This window comes from Martinezella sp. CNPSo 3964 (assembly GCF_057784375.1).
In genome coordinates this window covers 973,262-992,223 of record NZ_JBXSOW010000001.1, presented here as the reverse complement: position 1 = coordinate 992,223, position 18,962 = coordinate 973,262, and the positions used below count along the sequence as shown (strand labels likewise).

At 61.9% G+C, this 18,962-nt stretch carries 16 protein-coding genes; 12 read left to right on the top strand and 4 right to left on the bottom strand.

The genetic code is table 11. From position 1 onward, the window contains the following. Positions 1-21: 21 nt before the first annotated feature. On the top strand, positions 22-642 hold the full coding sequence (locus AC13Q5_RS04850) for a glutathione S-transferase family protein (protein WP_457879776.1): 621 nt from the start codon (positions 22-24) through the stop codon (positions 640-642). Positions 643-647: 5 nt separating this feature from the next. On the opposite strand, the gene AC13Q5_RS04845 is transcribed toward AC13Q5_RS04850, so the two are convergent. Further along, positions 648-1,004: an MmcQ/YjbR family DNA-binding protein gene (locus tag AC13Q5_RS04845; protein WP_488500981.1), complete on the bottom strand. Its 357-nt coding sequence runs from the start codon at positions 1,002-1,004 to the stop codon at positions 648-650. A 26-nt stretch (positions 1,005-1,030) separates the two neighbouring features. Further along, on the bottom strand, positions 1,031-1,216 hold the full coding sequence (locus AC13Q5_RS04840) for a hypothetical protein (protein ID WP_075851972.1): 186 nt from the start codon (positions 1,214-1,216) through the stop codon (positions 1,031-1,033). A 150-nt stretch (positions 1,217-1,366) separates the two neighbouring features. Between AC13Q5_RS04840 and AC13Q5_RS04835 the strand changes: the two genes are divergently transcribed. Then, positions 1,367-2,263 carry a LysR substrate-binding domain-containing protein gene (locus AC13Q5_RS04835; protein WP_075851973.1) on the top strand — a complete coding sequence of 299 codons (897 nt, stop codon included), beginning with the start codon at positions 1,367-1,369 and terminating at the stop codon, positions 2,261-2,263. 6 nt (positions 2,264-2,269) lie between these two features. Here the strand turns inward: AC13Q5_RS04835 and AC13Q5_RS04830 are convergent, their stop codons facing one another. Next, positions 2,270-2,929 (bottom strand): glutathione S-transferase family protein, encoded by a 660-nt coding sequence (locus AC13Q5_RS04830; RefSeq protein WP_488500980.1) that lies wholly within the window; start codon positions 2,927-2,929, stop codon positions 2,270-2,272. Between the two features lie 506 nt (positions 2,930-3,435). Here AC13Q5_RS04830 and AC13Q5_RS04825 point away from each other — a divergent pair. From AC13Q5_RS04825 to AC13Q5_RS04795, 7 genes are all read left to right on the top strand, one after another. Further along, positions 3,436-6,909, top strand: coding sequence for an indolepyruvate ferredoxin oxidoreductase family protein (locus AC13Q5_RS04825; RefSeq protein ID WP_488500979.1), 3,474 nt, complete (start codon positions 3,436-3,438; stop codon positions 6,907-6,909). Between the two features lie 85 nt (positions 6,910-6,994). Next, entirely contained in the window at positions 6,995-8,158 is a 1,164-nt protein-coding gene (locus AC13Q5_RS04820; protein ID WP_075851976.1) for an isovaleryl-CoA dehydrogenase, read from the top strand. Positions 8,159-8,193: 35 nt separating this feature from the next. Continuing rightward, on the top strand, positions 8,194-9,801 hold the full coding sequence (locus AC13Q5_RS04815; RefSeq protein ID WP_075851977.1) for a carboxyl transferase domain-containing protein: 1,608 nt from the start codon (positions 8,194-8,196) through the stop codon (positions 9,799-9,801). 10 nt (positions 9,802-9,811) lie between these two features. Further along, complete coding sequence (locus AC13Q5_RS04810) at positions 9,812-10,195, top strand: RidA family protein (protein WP_037153079.1); 384 nt, start codon at positions 9,812-9,814, stop codon at positions 10,193-10,195. A gap of 9 nt (positions 10,196-10,204) precedes the next feature. Then, the gene (locus tag AC13Q5_RS04805; protein WP_488500978.1) at positions 10,205-12,193 is read left to right on the top strand and encodes an acetyl/propionyl/methylcrotonyl-CoA carboxylase subunit alpha; all 1,989 of its coding nucleotides are present in this window, start codon (positions 10,205-10,207) and stop codon (positions 12,191-12,193) included. Next, a complete protein-coding gene (locus tag AC13Q5_RS04800) occupies positions 12,190-13,059 on the top strand; it encodes a hydroxymethylglutaryl-CoA lyase (RefSeq protein WP_488500977.1) in 870 nt (289 codons plus the stop codon). The genes AC13Q5_RS04805 and AC13Q5_RS04800 overlap by 4 nt, the downstream gene beginning before the upstream one ends. Further along, the gene (locus AC13Q5_RS04795) at positions 13,056-13,844 is read left to right on the top strand and encodes a crotonase/enoyl-CoA hydratase family protein (protein ID WP_488500976.1); all 789 of its coding nucleotides are present in this window, start codon (positions 13,056-13,058) and stop codon (positions 13,842-13,844) included. Before AC13Q5_RS04800 ends, AC13Q5_RS04795 begins: the two co-directional genes overlap by 4 nt. 49 nt (positions 13,845-13,893) lie before the next feature. Here the strand turns inward: AC13Q5_RS04795 and AC13Q5_RS04790 are convergent, their stop codons facing one another. Then, the gene (locus AC13Q5_RS04790; protein WP_488500975.1) at positions 13,894-15,264 is read right to left on the bottom strand and encodes a TIGR03808 family TAT-translocated repetitive protein; all 1,371 of its coding nucleotides are present in this window, start codon (positions 15,262-15,264) and stop codon (positions 13,894-13,896) included. A 207-nt stretch (positions 15,265-15,471) separates the two neighbouring features. Here AC13Q5_RS04790 and AC13Q5_RS04785 point away from each other — a divergent pair, with 207 nt between their 5' ends. Genes AC13Q5_RS04785 through AC13Q5_RS04775 form a run of 3 tightly spaced genes read left to right on the top strand, consistent with a single transcriptional unit; the run spans position 15,472 to position 18,919 of the window. After that, on the top strand, positions 15,472-16,242 hold the full coding sequence (locus AC13Q5_RS04785; protein WP_488500974.1) for a carbon-nitrogen hydrolase family protein: 771 nt from the start codon (positions 15,472-15,474) through the stop codon (positions 16,240-16,242). 29 nt (positions 16,243-16,271) lie between these two features. Next, on the top strand, positions 16,272-17,282 hold the full coding sequence (locus AC13Q5_RS04780) for a ligase-associated DNA damage response exonuclease (RefSeq protein ID WP_488500973.1): 1,011 nt from the start codon (positions 16,272-16,274) through the stop codon (positions 17,280-17,282). Then, complete coding sequence (locus AC13Q5_RS04775) at positions 17,282-18,919, top strand: cisplatin damage response ATP-dependent DNA ligase (protein ID WP_488500972.1); 1,638 nt, start codon at positions 17,282-17,284, stop codon at positions 18,917-18,919. The genes AC13Q5_RS04780 and AC13Q5_RS04775 overlap by 1 nt, the downstream gene beginning before the upstream one ends. Positions 18,920-18,962: the final 43 nt, after the last annotated feature.

The window sequence follows — 18,962 nt, the reverse complement described above, 5'->3', positions numbered from 1 at the left end:
AATTCAATCGAGGAACGGAACATGCTGACATTCTATTTTGCGCCCGGAAGCTGCGCGCTCGCCAGTCTCATCGCCCTGGAAGAGTCGGGTCTTGCTTACGAACACCGACGCCTCAACCTCGCCAATGGCGATCAGCGCCAGCCGGATTATCTTGCAATCAACCCGAAGGGTCGCGTGCCGACATTGGTCACCGACAAGGGCGTCGTTACCGAGAATGTCGCTATTCTCGCCTACATCGCCCAGATCGCGCCAGCCGCAAAGCTGGCGCCGCTCGATGATCCCTTCGAATTTGCCCAGATGCAGGCCTTCAACAGCTATCTGTCATCGACAGTTCATGTAAACCATTCGCACAAGGGACGCGGCTATCGCTGGACCGACGATGCCGCGGCCATCGAGACGATGAAAGCCAAGGTGCCGCAGACCATGACCGAGAGCTTCGCGCTTATCGAAGACAATATGCTAAAGGGACCTTGGGTGATGGGCGATCAGTATACGGTTGCAGACGGTTATCTCTTCACCATCGCGAAGTGGCTGCCGGGAGACGGCGTCGATCGCGACCAGTTCGCGAAGGTGAGTGCCCACTATGCGCGCATGCTCGAGCGCCCCGCCGTCAATAAGGCGCTTGCCGTCGCAGAAGGCTGATCGAATCAGCCAAAGGTTGGCAGAAGCTTTTTCGGGGCGCGGTATCGCCACGCCTCGATCAAGCGCCGCTCCAACTCCTCGTCGCTGATCGCAGCGATGCGCAGGGGTAGCGAAGGCCAGCCGACATAGTGATCCGTCTGGAAATAGATTTCTGGCGCCATTTCCATCAGCTGCTCCTTGCGATCGATCGGCAGCGACAGCACGATGGTTTCGTTGTTCTTTACTGTAACAAAGGCTTTGCCGCCGACCTTGAAGGCGGGCAGGCCGTAATGCAGGCCAGGTTCAATCGCCGGCAGCCGAGCTTGAGCTATAAGCCGCTTCAATCGTTCGGCGATGACGTCCATATCGATGGTCGGTGTCATGTTTGCGCGTGTGGAGCATGTCTCTCTTACGCGCATTCTTCCGGCTGAACGGTCCGTTTGTCCATGGGCCGCCCCAGATTTTCCGGCATCAGCGGCAGGTCGGCCAGTTCTTCAAGCGACATCGCGGCGAGCGTAGGGTGCTGCAGCGGATCGCTTTCCCGTTCGCGATCGTCTTCCAGCAGATGACTAAAGAAAAGCTTCAGGATCGACATGTGATGCCTCCTTGGATCTCCGCATTGATGCAACCATAGGGGCATCAGCCGGCAGAGTGGCGGCGTCTTTCAATTCCATGCTGCAATAATCGCGCGTATCCTCCTTTTATGCAATTGAGAATGACGGGATACTGATATAGATATTCTATAATGAGAAACCTCAACAATGTTCATCTGAACGGTCTTCGCGCCGTTGAGGCTGTTGGCCGGCTCGGCTCGCTGCAGGCGGCAGCCGACGAACTTGGTGTAACGGTTGGAGCGGTCAGCCAGCAGGTCATCAAGGCGGAGGCGCAGCTCGGGCGCCCGCTGTTCGAACGCACGCCCAAGGGCATGATGGTGACGGCATCGGGACTGACGGTGTTGACGAGGCTTGGCGAAGGTTTTCAGGCGCTTTCGGCGGCAATCGCACTTGCCCAGCACGAGGATGAGAATATCCTCACCATTTCGGTTGCACCGGTCTTTGCGGCCCGCTGGCTGGTGTATCGGCTCGATCGCTTTGCCAGCCGTCATCCGGATATTCGCCTGCGCATCGATGCCACCACACGGCTGGTCAACCCGGCGAGCTCGGATGTTGATATCGGCATTCGGGTCGGCGGCGGGCAGTGGCCAGGCGTCAAGTCCGAGCTGCTACTGGCGCAGGAGGTGTTCCCGGTCGTCACGCCGAGGATCGCCGCCACGCTCCGGGAGCCCGCCGATCTCCTGAAAGTTCCTGCGGTCATCGACGGGCATGCGATGTTCGGTTGGGAAGTCTGGCTGCGCAAGGCTGGGATCTCGGGCCATTGCATGGAAGAGCGGCACATCTTCAACGATGCGTCGCTCTGTCTGGATGCGGCCATAGCCGGGCAGGGGGTGATGCTCGCCTGGCAGACGCTGGCGGCCTATGCCCTTCAGCAGAAATGTCTGGTCGATCCCTTCGGCATCCGCGCAAAAACGGGCTTCGGCCATTATTTCGTCACGGCCGCAGGTGTGCGCGAGCCGAAGAAGGTTTCCGCCTTCAAGGCCTGGATACGCGAGGAGATGGAAGAGAGCATGCGTCTCTTCCAATAGGATCTGTCACGCCGGCTCCTTGCCGCGGGTCGCCTGCATGGCCTTGTAGGCGTCGCGTGACTGGCAGCGCTCGATCCAGGCTTTCATCTTCGGGCGGATATCGAACAACTCCTGTTCGGTCTGGGCGTAGCGCATCACTTCAGCGAGATTCAAGTCAGCGACGGTGAAGCGATTGCCGATGAGATAATCCTGATTTTGCAGGTGCTTCTCCAGTACGTCGAGCGGCTTCTTCAGCGATCGGCAGGCGACCGCAATTCCGGCCTTGCCCTGCTCACTGTTTTCCTGGGCATTGTCATAGATGCGGACGAGTGCGACGCTGTAGGGCTCGACTTCGGTCGCGGCCCACATGGTCCACATCGCCATCAGCCCTTCCTCCTCGGCGGTCTTGCCGGCCAGCGGCCCGCCATATTTGCGCGCGAGGTAGAGATTGATGGCAAGCGACTCGTGCATGGCGAGATCGCCGTCCTTGATACAGGGGATCATGCCCATCGGATTGACGGCCAGAAACTCCGGCGACAGGGTGTTGATCGGCGCATCGGCGGCGAGTGGATTGGCAAGCCGGCTCGCCTGGATCACCGGCACGGATTCGAACTCGATGCCGAGCTCCTTCGCCATCCAGTAATTGCGCGAAGCGCGCGAGCGATAGACGCCATAGATCGTCAGCATGAATGCCTCCTATATTCGGGTCGGCGCGACATTATGAGGCTCACGACAGGAGTCAAAGGCCCTGCCGCTGATATATTGATGAAAGCTTGTGATGGATGCGGGCATCCGGGCCGCCTCGTCCTTCGAGGCTTCGACCCTTCGGCAAGCTCAGGGCGCTACGCTTCTCAGGATGAGGCGGAGCAGGCCACGCGATTTGCCGCGAAATGTCGACGTTGCGGCGGCTGGGCGCGAAAGGTCAGCCCTCATGGTGAGGTGCGCAGACTCCTGAGCTTGTCGAAGGAGCCGGAGCCTCGAACCACGAGGGCGGATGATAGGCACGTTGCAAGCACGAAAATATCGGGCACCTCCCGAATTTTTTGCAAAACATGCGGCCGATGCCCAGCCTTCGTTCGGAAATTAGCGTGGCCGCATGTTAGGGTTCGATCACGGTTTTCATCGGATGCGGTAGGAGACATCCGGCGAAGATACATGCGCAATCGGTGACTGCGATCTCGGGAGGAGAGCAGATGCTTGCAACCAGTGTATCGCTGGACGACAAATACACCGCTGAAGAAGGCCGCGTTTTCATGACCGGCCTGCAGGCGCTGGTACGGCTGCCCATGACGCAGATGCGCCGCGACCGCGCAGCGGGGCTCAACACGGCAGCCTTCATTTCCGGTTATCGCGGTTCGCCGCTGGGTGGCTACGACCAGCAGCTTCTGAAAGCGCGGACTTACCTCGACGCGCATGACGTCACCTTCCAGCCCGGTACCAATGAAGATCTTGCCGCAACGGCCGTCTGGGGCTCGCAGCAGGTCGGCCTTTCCCCGGGCGCCCGTAAGGATGGCGTGCTCGGCATCTGGTACGGCAAAGGCCCCGGCGTCGATCGCTCCGGCGACGTGCTGAAGCACGGCAATGCCGCCGGCACCTCCAAGCATGGTGGCGTCCTCTGCTTTGCCGGCGACGATCACTCCGCCAAATCCTCGACCATGCCGCATCAGACCGACCACGAATTCATGTCGGCGGTCATGCCGGTCATCTATCCCTCATCCATCCATGAATTCCTCGAATACGGCCTGCTCGGCATTGCCATGTCGCGCTACTCCGGCTGCTGGGTCGGCATGAAATTCATCGCCGATACGGTCGAGACGACGGCGGCCGTCGACCTCTCGGGGGAAGGGCGTCAATTCGTCCTGCCAGGTGATTTCGAGATGCCTCCCGGTGGTCTCAACCTGCGCTGGCCCGATCCGCCGCTGATGCAGGACGATCGCCTGCAGAATTACAAGGCCTATGCCGCCATCGCCTTTGCCCGCGCCAATCGTGTCGATGAAATCACCCACGACGTGCCCAATGCCCGCTTCGGTATCATCTCCTCGGGCAAGGCCTATGAGGATGTGTTGCAGGCGCTGCGCGAGCTCGAGATCGGACCTAGGGAAATGGCCGCGATCGGCCTGCGCATCCTGAAGGTGCGCATGCCCTGGCCGCTGGAGCCGGAAGCCGTGCGGCATTTCTCCGAAGGACTGGACGAGGTGCTTGTCGTCGAAGAACGGCGCGAGATCATCGAAAACCAGATCAAGCAGCAGCTGTTCAACTGGCGCGCCGATGTTCGCCCGCGCATCGTCGGCAAGTTCGACGAGCACGACAAGCCCTATCTCAGCCTGTCTTCGGCATTGACCGTCGGCGCGGTCGCGAGAGCGATTGCGGGACGCATCGTCAAGCTCGACCTCGATCAGGGCTTGCATGATCGCATCGCCGCCAAGCTCGCCTATCTCGCCGAGCGCGGCCAGATCAGCCGAAGCCATGTGGCGCCGCTGAACCGCACGCCCTTCTTCTGTTCCGGCTGTCCGCACAATACCTCTACCCGCGTTCCGGAAGGCAGCCGCGCCAGCGCCGGCATCGGCTGCCACTATATGGCCACCTGGATGGACCGCAGCACGGAGACCTTCACGCAGATGGGTGGGGAAGGCGTACCTTGGACGGCGATCGCCCGTTACACCGACGAGAAGCACATGTTCGTCAACCTCGGCGACGGCACCTATTTCCATTCCGGCATTCTCGCCGTCCGTCAGTCCGTCGCCGCCAAGGTCAATGTCACCTACAAGCTGCTCTACAACGATGCGGTGGCCATGACCGGCGGCCAGCAGATCGACGGCCATCTCACGCCGCAGTTGGTGACGAAGCAACTGCATGATGAGGGCGTCAGGCCGATCTATCTTCTGTCTGACAATCCCGATGCCTATCGCGCATCCGAACTGGTGCCTGGTGTCAAGGTTCTGCATCGCGACCACATCGATCAGGTGATGCTGACGCTGCGCGAAACCGAAGGCTGTTCGGCGATCGTCTATGTCCAGACCTGTGCGGCCGAGAAACGCCGTCGCCGCAGCCGTGGCCTGATGGAAGATCCGGCCAAGCGAGTCTTCATCAACAAGGCTGTCTGCGAGGGCTGCGGCGATTGCTCGGTGCAATCCAACTGCATCTCCATCGAGCCACTGGAGACGGAATTTGGCCGCAAGCGCCAGATCAACCAGTCGAGCTGCAACAAGGACTTTTCCTGCGTCAAAGGCTTCTGCCCATCCTTCGTGACCGTTCATGGCGGCAAGCGCCGCAAGCGTAAGGCTTTGGATTATGCGGATATAGAAGTGCCCATGCCCGAAATCCCCGTCATCGGTGAACGGCCTTGGAATATCGCCATTGCTGGCGTCGGCGGCACCGGCATCCTGACCATCGGCGCCATCCTCGGCATGGCCGCGCATCTCGATGGCAAGGTGCCGATGATCCTCGATATGGCCGGCCTCGCGCAGAAGGGCGGCGCGGTCATGAGCCACTTGCGCATCGGTCTCGAACAAGCCGACGTCACCTCCTCGCGCATCGTCAATGGCGGCGCCGATCTCTTGTTTGCGGCAGACGAAGTGGTCGGTGCCTCCAAGGATGCGATCACGCTCTGCTCGTCGGCGCGCACGACAGCCATCGTCAATACCGGTCTGATGCCGGTTGCCGATTTTGTCCGCAACCGCGATTTCGATTTCAAGACCGGATCGATCCAGCACACGATCGCCAAGACCGTGAGCCACAGCTCCGTCTTCCTCGATTTCGGCCATGTCGCGACCGAAGTAACCGGCGATGCCATATCGACCAATATTCTGCTGACCGGCTTTGCCTGGCAACGCGGCCTGCTACCGCTGTCGCTGGAGGCGATCGAAAGGGCGATCGAACTCAACGGCGTCGCCGTCAAGCCAAGCCTCTCCGCCTTCCATTGGGGCAGGCTTCTGGCGCATGATCCGCGGGCCGTCTACGCCATGATGGCTGAGCCGGAAGCGGGCAAGACGTTGGCGGAGATGAGCCTTGAGGAGCTTGTCAGGCACCGCAAGGCGCATCTGACAGCCTACCAGAATCCGGCTCTTGCCGAGCGCTATGCCGCCTTCGTCGCCCATGCCAACGCCTTGGTGACAAGGGAGCGGCTTTCGGACAAGGTGCCTTTTGCCGTCGCCGTCACCTATGCGCGGGTTCTGGCCTACAAGGATGAATATGAGGTCGCTCGTCTTCTGACCGATCCCGCCTTCGAGGCGCAACTGCGCGAGGAGATGGAAGGCGACTTCAAGCTGGCCTTCAATCTCGCTCCGCCCGTACTCGGCGGCAAGGACCCGAATGGCCGGCCGAAGAAGCGCGAATTCGGCGCCTGGATTCTGCCGCTGCTGCGCATTCTTGCGTCGATGAAGCGGCTGCGCGGCACCGCCCTCGATCCCTTCGGCTATATGGCGGAACGCCGGATGGAACGCCGCCTGATTGCCGACTACGAAGGGATCGCCAAGCGCGTGCTTGCCGGCCTGCGCCACGACAACGAGGCTGAAGCTCTTGCCATCCTCTCGCTGTTTGATGAGATAAGAGGCTTCGGCCCGGTCAAGGAGGAGGCTGCCCGGAAAATCATGGCGAGGATCGCAGACAAGCTCAAGACGTATGAGGCAGCGCAGGTAAAGCAGCATGTGCCGGCCAACGCCGCATAACGGCTGCGGCGGATGCTTGAAGCGAGTATAAAGAGATATAATTCACAAGGATCGGTTGATCGGGAAGGCCGGGAGGAGAAGCTGGATGTTTGAAGGGGGATTGAACTTCGCGCTCGGAGAGGACATCGACGCGCTGCGTGAGCAGGTGCGCCGTTTTGCCACCAACCGCATTGCGCCATTTGCCGACGAGATCGATCGCAACAACAGCTTCCCGATGCATCTGTGGCGGGAGATGGGCGATCTAGGCCTGCTCGGGATCACCGTTGCCGAGGATTTCGGCGGCGCCGGGCTTGGCTATCTCGCCCACACCGTTGCCATGGAAGAAATCAGCCGCGCTTCGGCTTCTGTCGGCCTCAGCTACGGCGCTCATTCCAATCTCTGCGTCAACCAGATCCATCGCAACGGCACGACGGCGCAGAAGGAGCGCTACCTGCCGAAGCTGATTTCAGGCGAGCATGTCGGCGCTCTGGCCATGTCGGAACCCGGAGCCGGTTCCGATGTTGTCTCCATGAAACTGCATGCCACAAAACGCGGCTCGCACTATGTACTCAACGGCAGCAAGATGTGGATCACAAACGGTCCCGATGCAGATGTCCTCGTCGTCTACGCGAAGACCTCGCCGGATGCCGGCCCGCGCGGGATCACTGCCTTCCTCGTCGAAAAGGGCTTCAAAGGGTTTTCCGTCGGACAGAAGCTCGACAAGCTCGGCATGCGCGGCTCGAACACCTCCGAACTGATCTTCATGGATTGCGAGGTCCCCGAGGAGAATGTTCTGGGTCAGGTCGATGGCGGCGTCCGCGTGCTGATGTCGGGTCTCGACTATGAGCGCGTCGTGCTCTCCGGTGGCCCCGTCGGCATCATGGCCGCCTGCATGGACGTGGTGCTGCCTTACATGCATGAGCGCAAGCAGTTCGGCCAGTCGATCGGCGAATTCCAGCTGATGCAGGGCAAGCTTGCCGACATGTATGTGACGATGAATGCGTCGCGCGCCTATGTCTATGCGGTGGCCGCCGCCTGCGATCGCGGCGAGACGACCCGCAAGGATGCCGCCGGCTGTATTCTCTATTCCGCCGAGAAGGCGACGGCGCTGGCGCTCGAATGCATCCAGGCGCTCGGCGGCAATGGCTATACCAATGATTATCCCGCCGGAAGGCTGCTGCGCGACGCCAAGCTCTACGAGATCGGCGCCGGCACATCCGAAATCCGACGCATGCTGATCGGTCGCGAGCTGTTCGGCGAAACGGGTTGATTTTGAATTCCATCTTACTTGACTGGTGAGGCCGCATGACCGTCCTGAAATCAGAGATATCCACGCATAGCGATCGCTTCCGCGATAATCGCGCCGCCATGCTGGAGGCGATCGGTGTCGCTGAGGCGGCTGCGACGCAGGCGGCGGAAGGCGGCGGCGCCCAGGCGCGCGAGCGTCACGTCAGCCGCGGCAAGATGCTGCCGCGCGATCGCGTTGCCGGCCTGATCGATCCCGCCACGCCCTTTCTGGAGATCGGGACGACAGCCGCGCATGGTCTCTATGGCGGCGATGCGCCGGGTGCCGGTCTGATCGCCGGTATCGGCCGCGTTTCCGGCCGCGATTGCATGATCGTCTGCAACGATGCCACGGTCAAAGGTGGCACCTACTATCCGATTACGGTGAAGAAGCATCTGCGGGCGCAGGAGATTGCAGCGGAGAACAATCTCCCCTGCATCTATCTCGTCGATTCCGGCGGCGCCAACCTGCCGAACCAGGACGAGGTGTTTCCGGATCGCGATCACTTCGGCCGCATCTTTTACAATCAGGCCAATATGTCGGCCGCCGGCATTCCGCAGATCGCCGTCGTCATGGGTTCCTGCACGGCGGGTGGCGCCTATGTGCCGGCCATGTCGGACGAAACGATCATCGTCGAGAAGCAGGGAACGATCTTTCTCGCCGGCCCGCCGTTGGTCAAGGCAGCGACGGGGGAGGTGGTCTCTGCCGAGGATCTCGGCGGCGGTGACGTTCACACGCGCCTTTCCGGCGTTGCCGATCATCTGGCGCGCGACGATGCGCATGCGCTTGCGCTTGCCCGGCAGGCAGTCGCCAACCTCAATCGCCGCAAGCCCGAGGGTGTCGAGCTTCGCACGCCGGAAGCGCCGCTCTACGATCCCGAAGAGATCCTGGGCATCGTCCCCTCGGATCTGCGCACGCCCTATGATGTGCGCGAGGTCATCGCCCGCATGGTGGATGGCTCTCGCCTCGATGAGTTCAAGGCGCGCTATGGTACGACGCTGGTCTGCGGCTTCGCCCATATTCACGGTATCCCCGTTGGGATTATCGCCAACAACGGCGTGCTCTTCTCGGAATCGGCGCTGAAGGGCACGCATTTCGTCGAGCTTTGCTCGCAGCGCAAGATCCCGCTGGTCTTCCTGCAGAATATCACCGGCTTCATGGTCGGTCGCAAATACGAGACCGAGGGCATCGCCAAGAACGGCGCCAAGCTGGTGACAGCTGTGGCCACCACCAAGGTCCCTAAGGTCACCATGTTGATCGGCGGCTCCTTTGGTGCCGGCAATTACGGCATGGCCGGCCGGGCCTATTCGCCGCGGTTCCTCTGGACCTGGCCCAACAGCCGCATTTCGGTGATGGGCGGGGAGCAGGCGGCCGGTGTGCTCGCCACGGTGCGCGGCGAGGCGCTGGCGCGTGCCGGCAAGCCCTGGACGACAGAAGAAGAGGCCGCCTTCAAGGCGCCGACGCTCAAGATGTTCGAAACCCAGAGCCATCCCCTCTATGCCTCGGCCCGCCTCTGGGACGATGGTATTATCGACCCGCGCAAGAGCCGCGATGTGCTGGCTCTCTCGCTTTCAGCAGCACTCAACGCGCCGATCGAAGACACACGCTTCGGTCTGTTCAGGATGTGAGGAGACGGAGATGAAACGCGATGCCATCAATGCCAAGAATGCGCCGCAGCCCCGCGGCGGTTATGCGCAGGCCGTAAAACTCGAGAACTTCGAGCGATTGCTTTTCGTCAGCGGCCAGATCCCGATGACGTCGGACGATACGCTTCCAGAGGGGTTCAAGGCGCAGGCTCGCCAGGCCTGGCTGAATGTCGATGCGCAGCTGAAGGCGGCAGGCATGACCAAGGACGATATCGTCAAGGTCACCACTTTTCTTGCTGATCGACACCATACGATGGAGAACCGCGAGATCCGCGCCGAATATCTAGGCCCCCTCACGCCGGCGATGACTGTCGTAATCGCTGGCATTTTCGATACCGCCTGGCTGCTCGAAGTCGAAGTCATTGCCGCGCAATAGGGTCTGCCGATGTTTTCGAAGATACTGATCGCCAATCGCGGCGAAATCGCCTGCCGTGTCATCCGCACGGCAAGGCGCCTGGGCATCCGCACGGTCGCCGTCTATTCCGACGCCGATCGGGATGCCCTGCATGTGGCGCTGGCCGACGAGGCCGTTCATATCGGCCCGGCGGCGGCGAGCGAAAGCTATCTTTCGAAAGAGAAGATCATTGGCGCGGCTCAGCACACCCAAGCTGAAGCCATCCATCCCGGCTACGGCTTTCTTTCGGAAAACGCGGACTTTGCCGAAGCCGTCGAGGTTGCAGGCCTCATCTTCATCGGCCCGTCTCCGGCCTCGATCCGTGCCATGGGGCTCAAGGACGCCGCCAAGGCGCTGATGGAGCGGGCAGGGGTGCCTGTCGTACCCGGCTATCACGGCGATCGTCAGGAGCCCGACTTTCTTGCCGAGCAGGCCGATGGCATCGGCTTTCCCGTTCTCATCAAGGCGCGGGCCGGCGGCGGCGGCAAGGGCATGCGCCGCGTCGACAGGCCGGAGGAGTTCGAGGCCTCGCTGGAAGCGGCAAAGCGCGAGGCGAAATCGGCTTTCGGCGACGATGCCGTGCTGATCGAAAAATATCTGATCAAGCCGCGGCATATCGAGATCCAGGTCTTCGGCGACAGCTTTGGCAACGCCGTGCATCTCTTCGAGCGCGATTGCTCGCTGCAGCGCCGGCACCAGAAGGTGATCGAGGAGGCGCCCGCACCGGGCATGACTGCGGAAATGCGCAGCGCCATGGGCGAAGCGGCCGTTCGCGCCGCCCGTGCCATCGACTATCGTGGCGCCGGCACCGTCGAATTCATCGCCGATGTCTCCGACGGCCTGTCGCCGGATCGCTTCTTCTTCATGGAAATGAACACCCGCTTGCAGGTCGAGCATCCCGTCACCGAGGCGATTGCCGGCGTCGATCTGGTGGAGTGGCAGTTGCGGGTCGCGAGCGGCGAACCGCTGCCGAAATCCCAGGACGAACTCACCATAACCGGCTGGGCTTTCGAAGCCCGCATCTACGCCGAAGACCCCTCGCGGGGCTTCCTGCCGGCAACCGGCACGCTTTCGCGCTTAGGCTTTCCCGAAGGCGATGTTCGCATCGATGCTGGCGTGCGGGAGGGCGATACCGTCACCCCGCATTACGATCCGCTGATCGCCAAACTGACGGTGCATGCGCCGGATCGCGCGGCCGCTCTTGCCAAGGTCACGCGCGGGTTGGAGCAGATGCAGGTTGCTGGAACCACGACCAATCTCGATTTCCTCATTCGTCTTAGCCGCCAGCCGGATTTCGCCGCCGGCCATCCGGATACGGGATTGATCGACCGGGACACGGAGGCGCTGACCTCAGCCCAGCAGCCCGACGATGCGGCCATTGCCCTAGCCGCCATTGTCGAGGCGGGCGGGTTTGTTCAGGCTGCTGGCAACGACCTCTCGCATTCGCTCGGCGCCTGGCAGCTTTGGGGCGAAGCGAGCCGTCCCGTCACGCTGCATTTTGCCGGTGGTCATCGGACTTGCCGCGTGACCGCAAAGGGCCGGACGCTTTTTGGCGTTGCCTTTGATGATCGCACCGTCCTCGTTCGCCTCTTCGATGGGAAGGGCCTTGCCCGGCGCGCCGAGATCGACGGCCGGCAATCCCATGTCGATATCTTCGAGACGACATCAGGCATGACGTTGTTCCTCGACGGGCATGCGTATCATTTCCATCGCCTCGATCCGCTCGATGGTGGCGAGGAGACCGTGGCCGGCGGCGATCGCGTGATCGCGCCGATGCCGGGCCTCGTGAAGATCGTCCGCGTGCGCGAGGGCGACACAGTGGCGAAGGGGCAGGCGCTGATCGTCATGGAGGCCATGAAGATGGAGCTGACGCTGACGGCGGCGCGCGACGGCATCGTCGAAAGTCTGCATGTCGGCGAGGGCGATCAAACCAGCGAAAGCGCTGTGCTTCTGTCGCTTCGACCGGAGGATGCGGCATGACCGACCAGCCTTCCAACCACGTCACCATCGTCGAAATGGCGCCGCGCGACGGCCTGCAGAATGAGAAACAGCCGGTCGATACCGCACGCAAGATCGAGCTGGTCGACCTGCTGTCGGATTGCGGCTTCGAGCGCATCGAAGTCACGAGCTTCGTCAGCCCGAAATGGGTGCCGCAGCTTGCCGATGCCGCCGCTGTCATGGCTGGAATAAATCGGCGTCCCGGTGTCAGCTACGCGGCGCTCGCACCCAACATGCAGGGTTTCGAGGCAGCGCTTGCTGCCGGCGCCGATGAGGTGGCGATCTTTGCTTCCGCGTCCGAAACTTTTTCGATGCGCAACATCAATTGCTCGATCGCCGAGAGCATCGAGCGCTTCCGGCCGGTGGCCGCTGCCAGCAGGGATCGTGGCGTTCCATTGCGCGGCTATGTCAGCTGCGTCGTCGAATGCCCTTACGAAGGCGCGGTGCCGCCGCAGAATGTCGTCAGCGTTGCCTGGCAGCTCCGGGCGCTGGGCTGCTATGAGATCAGCCTCGGCGACACGATCGGCAAGGGTTCGCCAGAGGCCGTCGACCGGATGCTCGCCGCGGTTCTGGGCGAGCTGCCCGCCGCCGCGCTGGCAGGCCATTTTCATGATACGTCCGGACGGGCGCTCGAGAATATCGGCGTCGCCCTGGAGCGTGGCCTTCGGGTCTTCGATGCGGCAGCGGGTGGCCTTGGCGGTTGCCCCTTCGCTCCCGGTGCCAAGGGCAATGTCGATACTGTCTCGGTCGACGACTATCTGACGGCGAGGGATTACGAAACCGGTCTCGACAAGGACAAGCTTACCCGCGCCGCCGCCTTTGCCCGCAGCCTCAGGAGTGCCTCATGATATCGCAAACGATCCGCATCGCCACCGATGAGCGCGGTGTTGCCCGTCTGACGCTGGCACGCCCGGAAAAGCACAATGCGCTGTCGGCGGAGATGATCGATGATTTGACCGCGGCAACGGACGATGTTGCTCACGACGGGTCGGTCCGGGTCGTCGTGCTGAGCGGCGAGGGCGCCAGCTTCTGCGCGGGCGGCGATCTCGGCTGGATGCGTGCCCAGTTCGACGCCACGCGGGACGGGCGCATGGCCGAGGCGCGACGGCTTGCCATGCTCTTCAAGGCGTTGAACGAGTTGCCGAAGCCTCTGATCGCCCGCGTCCAGGGTAACGCTTTTGGCGGTGGTATCGGCATCCTCAGCGTTTGCGACATGGTGATCTCGGCATCGACAGCCCGCTTTGGCCTGACGGAGGTACGCCTCGGTATCATTCCCGCCACCATCAGCCCTTACGTCGTCGCCCGCATCGGCGAAACGAATGCCCGCCCGCTTTTCCTCTCCGGCAAGATCATCGATGCGTGGCAGGCACATGCCACAGGTCTCCTGTCCCGTGTCGTGGCGGAAGAGGCGCTGGATGAGGCCGTGGAGGCCGAGGTCCGCCATTTCCTGGTGGCGTCTCCACAGGCGGCTGCCCGCGCCAAGGCCCTGGCACGCTCCGTCGGCAGGCCGATCACCGACGACATGATCGATCATGTCGTCAAGCAATTGGCGGATGCGTGGGAGACCGAGGAGGCGAGAGAGGGCATTACCGCCTTCTTCGAAAAGCGGCAGCCAAGCTGGCGACCGGTTTGAAGCGCATGCCGTTATCGCAAAACCGCTGCGCACCTTTGCGCGGCATGCGTTAAGCCGATCTGTTGTTTTCGATCGTCAGCTGCGGGAACTGCGTGCTTCCCTTGATGAGATCGCCGGATGCCGGCTTGTCCCAGCGAAAGCCCACGATCGCGGCTTGCTGCATCTCCTGGAAGAGATTGCCCGCAATCACGGCCGAGCCGGCCCCGTCGGCGACCGAAACGACGCAGCCGATGCCGGCGTGCCTGACGATATTGCCGGTCGCGACGACGTTGCGGAGATATTGCCCCCAGCCGAGCCGCATGCCCCAGAGTGGCGCATTCTCGATGACATTATCGGCAACAAGCGTATCGGCTTCCGCGGAGATGCCGATGCCAAAGCCGCCATCCTGCGCGTAGGGTGCCGTCAGCGACAGGTTGCGGATGACATTGCCCGTCACCGAGGCGAGCCTGCCGCCCCTGTCGAAATTAGTGACCGAGATGCCGTTCGCGGCTCCGTCGACCAGATTGTTGTTGATCGCGGCGCCGACGAACTCGAATTCGCAATAGATGGCGGTTTCGCCCGAGCGCAGGCACTGATTGTTCGAGATCTGCACATTCGATGCTGAGTTGGCGCGGATGGCGGTGAAGGCGCAATCGGTAACCTGGTTGCCCGAAACCGTGACGCCATCGGCGCGGAAGACATTGATGCCGTTGCCGTTCTGGCCGGTGCCGCCGCCATTGGCGCGGATGCGGGCAATGCGGTTGTTGGTGACGGTGCTGCCATCTTCGGCTTTGTCCCAGCGATGGATGAGGATGCCGCCATTGCCGCAATCCTCGACGCGGTTGCTGGCAACCGCCAATCCCGTCGACTGGACTGAGTAGATACCGGCCTCGGCGGCGCCGGAGATGCGGCTGCGTTCGATCCGGCCGCCGCAGCGCTCCAGTTGAAGCGCATGCTTGCGGCTGCCCGATATCTCGCAATTGTCGATCAGAACTTCGTCGACGCCGGTAAATTGCAGGAGGCCGCCGGCATAATCGGCAAGCCAGCGATTGCCGCCGTCGAGCACGAGGCCGGAAAGCTCGATGCGCTTTGCCCTATCCGAATTCATCAGATGGCCGTCGCCGCTATAGACCAGCCGCGAAGCGCCGGGAACGCCGGTGATGCGCGTATTATCGGGCAATGTCAGGTTGGAGATGTCGTATGTGCCCGGCGGCAGGAACAGCGGCATGTTGGTGCGCGCCGCATTGTCGATCATCGCCTGCAGCTTGCCGCTCTTGAAATCGCTCGCTCCCGGCGTGGTTTTCAGCGCAACGGCATCGATTGGCCCCCGCAGCTCGGCGCCTGCCATCTTGGCAAGCGGCGCGGCGAAAACGCGGGGCGCAAGCAGGCCGGCCGCTGCCGAAGCGGCAAGAGAAGCGATGAGAGCGCGGCGCTGGATCATTGTGAACTCCGTAGATGACGCCTACGAAGCAGAAATCATGCCAAGACCATCTGTGTCGTTTTGATACAGAAGTGGGTCTCGAAAGGCGTTCGGACTGCAGAAAGCGCGGACACCCTGCCATTTCATTTACCAGTCTGATCCATAGGAAGCTCAGCCAACGATCGATCTGTCCTAGGGGCGACTCACAGCGCATGTTACCCCTGCCACATGCGGATCGCGGCTTTTCAACGTCTGGCACTTTTCGACGCCGTCGAGCAGGCGGCCGAGGTTTTGGCGCGCGATCTGGCCTGGGCGGAAGCGCAAGGCATCGACCTTGCCCTCTTCCCCGAGTGCTATCTGCAGGGACATAGCTACAACGAAGCCATCGCCAGACGCCGTGCGCTTTCCCTCGACGACCCGGGTCTGAACGCGCTTATCGCTCGCTTCGCAGCGGGGAGAACGACCGCTATCGTCGGTCTTTTCGAGAAGAGGGGCGATGAGCTCTACAACAGCGCCATTGTTGCCAAATCGAGCCGGATTAACGGAGTCTATGCCAAGGCTCATCCGCTTGAGAAGGGTTGCATGCCCGGAAGGGATTTCCCCGTTTGGGAAGAGAGCGATTGGCGCTTCGGCATCAATATCTGCGCCGATCTCAGATATCCCTATACCGCGCACCGTCTGGCCCGAAAGGGAGCAGGCCTCATCTGCAATCCCGTCAATCTCATGCTGCGTCCGCACAAGGCCGAGATGTGGCATAGGCCCGGCATTTCGGGGCTGCAGATTTGCGCAAGGCATACAGGCTGTTGGGTCATGGCATCGGATGTCGTTGGCAGCAACGGTGATGGCTGGGTCAGCTATGGCAGCAGCGCGATCGTCGATCCAAACGGCGTCGTCGTCGCCAAGGCCAAGCCCTATTGCGAAGATGTTCTCGTCTTCGACCTGCCGGATCGGCAACCCGAACGCGGATTCGTTCAAAAAGCTGCTGTCATCGCTACCTAATCGTGCAAATCGCGCTATCCTCCTGAATCATGAGACCGGAACAACTGCTCTATCCAGCGCCTCAGGGATTGTTCTGCCCGATCGGCGGCTTTTATATCGATCCCGTACAGCCGGTAGAGCGCGCGCTCGTCACACATGGCCATTCCGACCATGCCCGCTCCGGCCACGCCCATGTGCTCGCCACGCGCCAGACGCTCGATATCATGCGCATCCGCTACGGCGATGATTTTGCCGGTTCGGAGCAGGCGGTTGCCTTCGGCGAGGAGGTGACGATCAACGGCGTCAGGGTGCAGTTCCATCCGGCGGGCCATGTCCTCGGCTCGGCGCAGATCGCCGTGGAAAAGGATGGGCTGCGGATCGTCGTTTCCGGCGATTACAAACGCCGGCCGGACCCGACCTGTGAAGCCTATGTGCCGGTTCCCTGCGATGTCTTCATCACCGAGGCTACCTTCGGTCTGCCGGTCTTTCACCATCCCGATCCCATGGCCGAGACACGCAAGCTGCTGGCTTCGCTTCGCCAGTTTCCGGAGCGAACGCATCTGGTCGGCGCCTACGCGCTCGGCAAGGCGCAGCGCGTCATTCGGCTCTTGCGCGATGCCGGCTATGACAAGCCGATCTACATTCACGGCGCGCTCGAGACCCTGTGCGACTATTATGTCAGCCAGGGCATCGCGCTTGGCGAGCTCAAGCCGGCCACCATCGAAAACCGCGATCAGTCGATCTTCCACGGTGCCGTCGTCGTCGGCCCGCCCTCGGCATTCCAGGATCGCTGGGCAAGGCGCTTTCACGATCCGCTGCCGGCTTTCGCCTCCGGCTGGATGATGGTGCGCCAGCGCGCCAAGCAGCTCGGCGTCGAGCTGCCGCTGGTCATTTCGGATCACTGCGACTGGCCGGAACTCACCGAGACGATCTCCGATCTCAAGCCGAGCGAGGTCTGGGTCACGCATGGACGCGAGGAGGCCCTGGTACGCTGGTGCGAGCTGCAGGGCATCGCCGCCAAGCCGCTGCATCTCATCGGCTATGAAGACGAGGGCGATTGATGAAAGCCTTTGCCGACCTTCTCGACCGCCTGGTGCTGACGCCGAGCCGCAACGGCAAGCTGAAGCTGCTGACCGATTATTTCCGCGATACGCCCGATCCCGACCGCGGCTATGGCCTGGCCGCCATCGCCGCCACGCTTGAAGTGCGCAACGTCAAGCCCGCCATGCTGCGCGAACTTGTTCTCGAGCGCATGGACGAGGTGCTGTTCCGCTATTCCTATGATTATGTCGGCGATCTCGCCGAAACGATCTCGCTGGTCTGGGACAAGGAGAGCGACATCGAACGTCCCGCCGGGGAGCAGCCGAAGCTTGGCGAAGTCGTTCGCAGCATGAATGCGCTCGGGCGGACCGAGGTGCGCAGCTTCGTCCGTGATCTCCTCGACCGGTTGGATACGTCGGGCCGTTTCGCCTTCCTGAAGCTTGCGACCGGCGCGATGCGCATCGGCGTCTCGGCGCGGCTTGCCAAGCAGGCGCTGGCGGAGCTGAGCGGCAAGGACGTGACTGAAATCGAAACGCTGTGGCATGGCCTGCAGCCACCCTATGAAAGCCTGTTCCGCTGGCTGGAGGGCAAGGGCGAACGGCCGATATTGGCGACGCCGGCGATCTTCCATTCCGTCATGCTCGCAAATCCCGTCGAGCCGGGCGATCTTGATGGGCTCAATCCCAGTGATTTCGCGGCCGAATGGAAATGGGACGGCATTCGCGTGCAGCTCTCGCGTTCGGGCTCGACGAGCAAGCTCTATTCGCGTTCCGGCGACGATATTTCAGGCGCCTTCCCCGATATCGTCGACGCGATGAGCTTCGAAGGCGTCATGGATGGCGAGCTGCTGGTTGGCGGCACCGTTCGCTCCAACAGCCCGACGCGCAGCTTTTCCGATCTGCAGCAGCGCCTCAACCGCAAGACTGTCACCTCGAAGATGCTGGACGAATTCCCCGCCTTCATCCGCGCCTATGATCTTCTCTTCGATGGCGCGGAAGATGTCCGTGCCCGTGGATTCCTCGATCGGCGCGAGCGGCTGACGGAGATTGTCGAGGCAGCGCCGCACGACCGGTTCGACCTTTCGCCGCTGGTCGACTTTTCCTCATGGGAAGAACTCGATCGGCTGCGCTCTTCGCCGCCCGATCCGGTGATCGAAGGGGTGATGATCAAGCGCCGTGATAGCGCCTATCTTGCCGGCCGGGCCAAGGGTCCATGGTTCAAGTGGAAGCGCGATCCCTACAATGTCGATGCGGTGCTGATGTATGCACAGCGCGGCCACGGCAAGCGATCCAGCTACTATTCCGATTTCACCTTCGGCGTCTGGGCGATGACGCCGGAGGGCGAACAGCTCGTGCCCGTCGGCAAGGCCTATTTCGGCTTCACCGATGCAGAGTTGGAAGTGCTCGACAAGTTCGTGCGTAACAATACGGTCGATCGCTTCGGCCCCGTGCGGGCCGTGCGCGCCGATCGCGATTTCGGTTTCGTGCTCGAGGTGGCCTTCGAGGGTATCAACCGCTCCACCCGTCATAAGTCGGGTGTTGCCATGCGTTTCCCGCGCATCGCCCGGCTGCGGCCGGACAAGCCGCCTTACGAAGCCGACAGGCTGGAAACTTTGATCGCGATGATTGACGCCAAGGCTCCTGTTGTCGATGAATAGGTGAGGGCGATTCCTCACCACAATGTGAGTTGGCCTTGCCTTT

Coding starts and splice junctions, on each gene's coding strand:
- AC13Q5_RS04775 (WP_488500972.1), top strand. CDS start 17,282: ATGAAAGCCTTTGCCGACCTTCTCGACCGCCTGGTGCTGACGCCGAGC.
- AC13Q5_RS04845 (WP_488500981.1), bottom strand. CDS start 1,004: ATGACACCGACCATCGATATGGACGTCATCGCCGAACGATTGAAGCGG.
- AC13Q5_RS04825 (WP_488500979.1), top strand. CDS start 3,436: ATGCTTGCAACCAGTGTATCGCTGGACGACAAATACACCGCTGAAGAA.
- AC13Q5_RS04810 (WP_037153079.1), top strand. CDS start 9,812: ATGAAACGCGATGCCATCAATGCCAAGAATGCGCCGCAGCCCCGCGGC.
- AC13Q5_RS04820 (WP_075851976.1), top strand. CDS start 6,995: ATGTTTGAAGGGGGATTGAACTTCGCGCTCGGAGAGGACATCGACGCG.
- AC13Q5_RS04780 (WP_488500973.1), top strand. CDS start 16,272: ATGAGACCGGAACAACTGCTCTATCCAGCGCCTCAGGGATTGTTCTGC.
- AC13Q5_RS04805 (WP_488500978.1), top strand. CDS start 10,205: ATGTTTTCGAAGATACTGATCGCCAATCGCGGCGAAATCGCCTGCCGT.
- AC13Q5_RS04785 (WP_488500974.1), top strand. CDS start 15,472: ATGCGGATCGCGGCTTTTCAACGTCTGGCACTTTTCGACGCCGTCGAG.
- AC13Q5_RS04815 (WP_075851977.1), top strand. CDS start 8,194: ATGACCGTCCTGAAATCAGAGATATCCACGCATAGCGATCGCTTCCGC.
- AC13Q5_RS04795 (WP_488500976.1), top strand. CDS start 13,056: ATGATATCGCAAACGATCCGCATCGCCACCGATGAGCGCGGTGTTGCC.
- AC13Q5_RS04790 (WP_488500975.1), bottom strand. CDS start 15,264: ATGATCCAGCGCCGCGCTCTCATCGCTTCTCTTGCCGCTTCGGCAGCG.
- AC13Q5_RS04850 (WP_457879776.1), top strand. CDS start 22: ATGCTGACATTCTATTTTGCGCCCGGAAGCTGCGCGCTCGCCAGTCTC.
- AC13Q5_RS04830 (WP_488500980.1), bottom strand. CDS start 2,929: ATGCTGACGATCTATGGCGTCTATCGCTCGCGCGCTTCGCGCAATTAC.
- AC13Q5_RS04800 (WP_488500977.1), top strand. CDS start 12,190: ATGACCGACCAGCCTTCCAACCACGTCACCATCGTCGAAATGGCGCCG.
- AC13Q5_RS04835 (WP_075851973.1), top strand. CDS start 1,367: ATGAGAAACCTCAACAATGTTCATCTGAACGGTCTTCGCGCCGTTGAG.
- AC13Q5_RS04840 (WP_075851972.1), bottom strand. CDS start 1,216: ATGTCGATCCTGAAGCTTTTCTTTAGTCATCTGCTGGAAGACGATCGC.